General features: G+C 71.3%; 3 protein-coding genes. 2 read left to right on the forward strand and 1 reads right to left on the reverse strand.

The genetic code is table 11. The features are described from left to right. Nucleotides 1-215: 215 nt before the first annotated feature. A complete protein-coding gene (locus SACHA_RS0116770; protein WP_019811626.1) occupies nt 216-1,085 on the forward strand; it encodes a spermidine synthase in 870 nt (289 codons plus the stop codon). A gap of 6 nt (nt 1,086-1,091) precedes the next feature. Here the strand turns inward: SACHA_RS0116770 and SACHA_RS0116775 are convergent, their stop codons facing one another. Next, entirely contained in the window at nt 1,092-1,304 is a 213-nt protein-coding gene (locus SACHA_RS0116775) for a hypothetical protein (protein ID WP_039739497.1), read from the reverse strand. 516 nt (nt 1,305-1,820) lie between these two features. Here SACHA_RS0116775 and SACHA_RS22735 point away from each other — a divergent pair. Further along, nucleotides 1,821-4,572: sensor histidine kinase (locus SACHA_RS22735; protein WP_051110266.1), on the forward strand; the 2,752-nt coding region annotated here is incomplete at its 3' end.

Below are 4,572 nucleotides of genomic sequence, written 5' to 3' on the forward strand. Positions count from 1 at the left end.
CGCCGACAGCACCGCTACCGGCGGCACCGCCACCACCACCGGCACGGAGACCGGGACCGACGGCGAACCCTGAGCGCGCGGTCCACACCACGCGCCGTGATCGTGCACCTGCCGCCCCGTCCGGCACGCGCGGCGTGTCGGCGCGATGATGGGACCACCGCCCGGGTGCGCCCGGTCGGAAGCGCAGGCACGAGACGACGCGGGAGGAGTGCGAGTTGTCCGAACTCAGGGAACCGTTGACGCGCGGGATGTCCCAGCTGTGGGAACTCGACGACGTCCTCTGGGAGGCCGACACCGCCTACCAGCACGCCGTGATCGCGCGGACGGCCCAGGGTGTCGCGTTGTTCTGTGACAACGACCCGCAGAGCACCGAACTGGCGCAGCGGCACTACCACGAGGCGCTGCTGGTGCCCGCGCTGTTGCTCGCCGACCGCGTGGAGCGGGTCCTCGCCGTCGGCTCCAGCGAGGGGGTGATCAGCCGGATGGCCGTCGAGGCGGGTGCCACGCACGTCGACCATGTCGACATCGACCGCGAGGTCGTCGAGCGGTGCGCCCGGCACCTGCCCTACGGCTACACACCGGACGAACTCGACCGTGCCGTGCGCGGCGACGGGCCGGTGACCGTGCACTACGCGGACGGGTGGGAGTTCGTGCGCACGGCCGCGTCCGACGGCGAGGGCTACGACGTCCTCGTCGCCGACCTGCCCGGCGAGCGGGAGGACGACTCCCAGCACAACCGGCTGTTCGGGGAGGAGTTCCTGCGCCTGTGTGCCTCGGCGCTGCGTCCCGGCGGGGTGGTGACCTCCCAGGTCGGCTGCCCGACGTTGTGGCTCAACGGGATGCTCCGGCGCGCCTATCGGCGGTTCACCGACGTCTTCGGCACGGTGTTCTACTACGGTTCCGACGAGTTCGACTGGGCGTTCCTCACCGGCCGGGTCGACGCCGTGGCCGAACCGGCCGCGCGGATGATCGACCGGTTCCCCCTTCTCACCTACCGGCCCGGCACGCTCGACGCCGAGGCGCTGACAGCGGGCAGCGTGCTGCCCTACACCCTCCGCAGAGAGCTCGCCGCCGAACGGTCCTGACCACCGTCACCCCCGCGTCCCGTGGTGGTGCCACCGCACCGCCGCCGCGAGACACCAGGATGCGGCCGAGGCGAGGACCACGGCGACCGGAAGGGGCCACCACGCGGACGTCACCTCCGCCAGGAATATGTGGACCCCCGCCGTTCCCGCGAACGCCGCCGCGAGCAGGAACAGCAGCAGGCGCTCGGCGGCGTCGGCGCGGGGTGCGCGTCGGAGCATGACCACCGGCCTCCTCGGGTGCGGTTGTGCGGCGTATCGCCGCACCCGCGCCGAGGGTTACGCCGTCCCACACCGCCTCCGCATCCGCCTCCGCCTCCGCATCGCGGAATCACCGGCCACTGTGGCCGGACGTGCGGCCGGGGACGAACCCACCGGGGAATGTGATCTCAAGCACACTTCTCGCGGGAGGGTAACGGTTTACACCAGCGTTGTACTGCGACGATCGGGTGAGTGCGGTGTCGGCGGGATGGTTGAGTGCGACCGGGCTCGCACGATGCATGTCACACGGGCTTTGCCCGGGAGCGTGTGGCACATAGAGTCCGTCAGACAATCTTCGCCTATGAGGCGGGCCTCGACACCCGTGAGCCGCGCGTCCCACCACGGACCGCGACGAGACGTCGTATTGACTCGTGCTCGCGGAGCTGAATAGCCTCCCCGCGCAGCGTCGGCTCGATGCGGTGTGGGCGGGCCGGACACGGGTTGGGGGCCCATACGGAACATGTCGCTGGAAGGGCCTTGAGCGCGTTGTTGAAGACGAGATCCGCCTCACGCAGTGGGCGTTCGACGATCCGGAAGCGGATCCTGGCCATCGCCTTCGTGCCCAGTGTCGTCTTCCTGCTCGCCGGATCGGCGATCTCGGGATACCTGATCTACGACGCGGTCCAGGTCCGGTCGTTCGCGACGAACGTGCACGACGCCGCCGAACCCGCGGGGCGGTTCTTCGCCGCCGTCCGCGCGGAGCGCAGACTGACCCTGCAGGAGATCGCCGGTTCGCGCTCGCTGGGCGCGCAACTGCAGAAGTCGCGTGCCGCCACCGACACCACCGCACAGCGCCAGGCGCAGGCGCTCAACGACGTCACCGGCAGCGCGCCGGAGAGCGTGGTGGAGAGCATCGAGGCGACGTTCCGGCAGGTCCAGCGGCTGCCGGGATTCCGGCAGCGGGTGGACAACGGTGCGGTCACCCTGCAGGAGGCCTACGAGTACTACAACGGGATCATCGACGAGTACGTCCACGGCCTGAACAGTGTCGCGCGGGAGACACCGAGCGCCGAGACCGCGTACATGCGTCTGATGGCGATGCCGCTGTTCACCGCCTCGGACTCGATGTCCCGCGGTGACGCGCTCGCCGCGTCCGGGCTCTCCGGCGGCGGGCTCACCGAGGAGGAGTTCCGCAGCTACATCAGCGAGGTCGGTGCCTACCACTCCGCGCTGGAGCAGGCGGTGCCGGAGATGATCCCGCAGGTCCGCGGGCAGTACGACCAGCTCGTCTCCAGCGAGGCATGGGACACCCTGCTCACGGTGGAGAACGCTTTCCTCCGGGGCAACCAGAACAACCTGCCGGTGCCGGAGGCCCAGTGGCGTGAGGCCGCGAGCGAGGTCAGCGGCACGCTGTGGGCCCTCTACGTGCAGCAGAGCACCGACGCGACGAACCTCGCCGTCGACGAGGCCGACGAGACACTGGCGACCTCGATCGCCGCCGGTGTGGCCGTGCTGCTCATCTCCGCCGCGGCGTTCTTCTTCTCGTGGCGTCTGTCGAACCAGCTGATCTACCGGCTGACGACGCTGCGCGCCGAGACCCTGGACATCGCCGAGGACCAGATGCCGCGTCTGGTGGAGCGCGTCCGTGGCGGTGACCAGGTGGACCTGTCCAGCGAGATGTCCTACCTGGAGTACGGACAGGACGAGATCGGCCAGGTCGCCGACGCGTTCAACAAGGCACAGCAGACCGCCGTCGCCGCCGCCGTGGACGAGGCCAAGACCCGCGAGGGCACGCAGCGCGTGTTCCTCAACATCGCGCACCGCAGCCAGGTGATCGTGCACCGCCAGCTGCAGGCCCTCGACGCGGCCGAGCGCAAGCAGGAGGACCCGGACCAGCTGGACATGCTGTTCCGGCTGGACCACCTCTCCACCCGAGCCCGGCGCAACGCCGAGAATTTGATCATCATGGGTGGGGAGCAGCCCGGCAGGCAGTTCCGCAACCCGGTCGCGATCACCGACCTGGTGCGGGGCGCGGTCGCCGAGACCGAGGACTACAAGCGCGTCACGATGGGCAAACTGCCCGCCACGGCGGTCGCCGGTCCGGTCGTCGGTGACCTGGTGCACCTGCTCGCCGAGCTCATCGACAACGCGACGTCGTTCTCCCCGCCGCAGTCCCGCGTCGAGGTGCGCGGTGAACTGGTGGGGCGCGGCGCCGTCGTGGAGGTCGAGGACCAGGGCATCGGGCTGGAACAGGAAGAACTGGACCGGCTGAACGAAACACTGCGCAACCCCCCGGACTTCAGCTTCATGGCGCTGTCCGAGGAGCCGCGTCTGGGCCTGTTCGTCGTCGCGCGGCTGGCCGCCAAGCACGGCCTGACGGTGACCCTGCGGGAGTCCGCCTACGGGGGCACCCGGGCCATCGTGCTGGTGCGCACCGACCTGCTCAGCGACGTCGCGGAGAAGGGCAAGAGCGTCTCCGAGGCGGAATCGAAGTCCGAGGGCGACGTTCCCGAGCGGGGCGCGATCCCCGCGCTCAGCCGCAGGCCCCGCCCGTTGCCGAAGTCGCCAGGACAGGTCAACGGCTCGCACGACGGCCCGGCCGTCCCGACGGCGGAGGCGGCCGACGACGACCGGACGGACGAGCGCTCCGGCGGTACCGGTGACGGCCCCGGCACGGGCACGGGCCGCGGGACCGGCCGGAGTTCGTCCACCACGGAGACGGCCACGCTCACCGGCACGACGACGAACTCCGACGGCGGCACCGGGAACAGTGCCGCCGACACCGCGGCGCTGCCGGGCATCCCGTCCGGTGTCAACGGGACCGGCACGAACGGGCACGTCGATTCCGGGTACGTCGGAGGGGCCCGTCCGGGATCGACCGGTGCGGCGCCGGGGGCGGACGGCCCCGCGGGGAACGGCGCGGAGCAGGACGACGGCAACGGCCGCGAGACCGACGGCACGCCCGGCGACCTCGCGAGCAGGCTGTCCGGCGAACCGGCCGGGGATTCCGAGGTGACCATGACGATGCCCGCGGCCACGGGGTGGCACCAGTCCGAGGCGCCCCGGGACGAGGCCGCCGAGCAGGGCCAGGACCGTCCGGGTCTGCCCCGCCGCGGCGGTGCCGCACAGGATCCCCAGGCTCCGCAGGGGGCCGATCCCCGGTCCCACAGGGGTGCGCCGTCCGAGAACCAGGCCCCACCGCAACGGGAGACACAGGTGCAGCGAGACGCGCACCCGCAGCAGCCCGCCCCTCCGGCCGGGCAGCCGCAGGCCCACGCGCAACCGCAGG

Origin of the sequence: Saccharomonospora halophila 8, assembly GCF_000383775.1 — a bacterium.
GTDB classification, from domain to species: Bacteria; Actinomycetota; Actinomycetes; order Mycobacteriales; family Pseudonocardiaceae; genus Saccharomonospora; species Saccharomonospora halophila.